We start from the raw sequence: 442 nt of genomic DNA on the forward strand, positions 1-442 counted from the left end.
AATGATTACTGATACTCATAGACACAATTTTTGAGGTCGGAATGAACATCGGATATTTATCGAATCGCTCAATCTCAACCGTACGCATATTGATTGCTCGCACAATCCCTTCAATATCCTCATCAGGACTTGATATCCACTGCCCTAGCTTTATCTGGTTTTCCCAGTGTATGACGAGTGATGACATAAAGTTGGCTACTATATCCTTAGCCGCAAAGCCAAGAGCTAGACCACTCATGCCTGAGAACGTCATAATCGCCGATAGGTTCACGCCCAATTGAGATAGAAACACCATCCCTGAAATTGAATACAAAACTATCTTTGCTACTTTAGCGACGGCAGAAGCTGTTGTTTGATCGCGATCTGGCTTACGAAGGAAATATCCCTCAAATGCCGCAATGACATTATGAAGCCACCAGGTCAGGACCGAGAGGTGGAAAAC

1 protein-coding gene is annotated in these 442 nt (G+C 43.7%); it reads right to left on the reverse strand.

What is annotated here, in order from left to right:
• The coding region (locus tag AB4585_RS23060) for a mechanosensitive ion channel family protein (protein WP_372171127.1) at positions 1-442 on the reverse strand (442 nt) is incomplete at both ends.

This window comes from Vibrio sp. 10N.222.49.C9, from assembly GCF_041474985.1.
Taxonomy (GTDB): domain Bacteria; phylum Pseudomonadota; class Gammaproteobacteria; order Enterobacterales; family Vibrionaceae; genus Vibrio; species Vibrio crassostreae_C.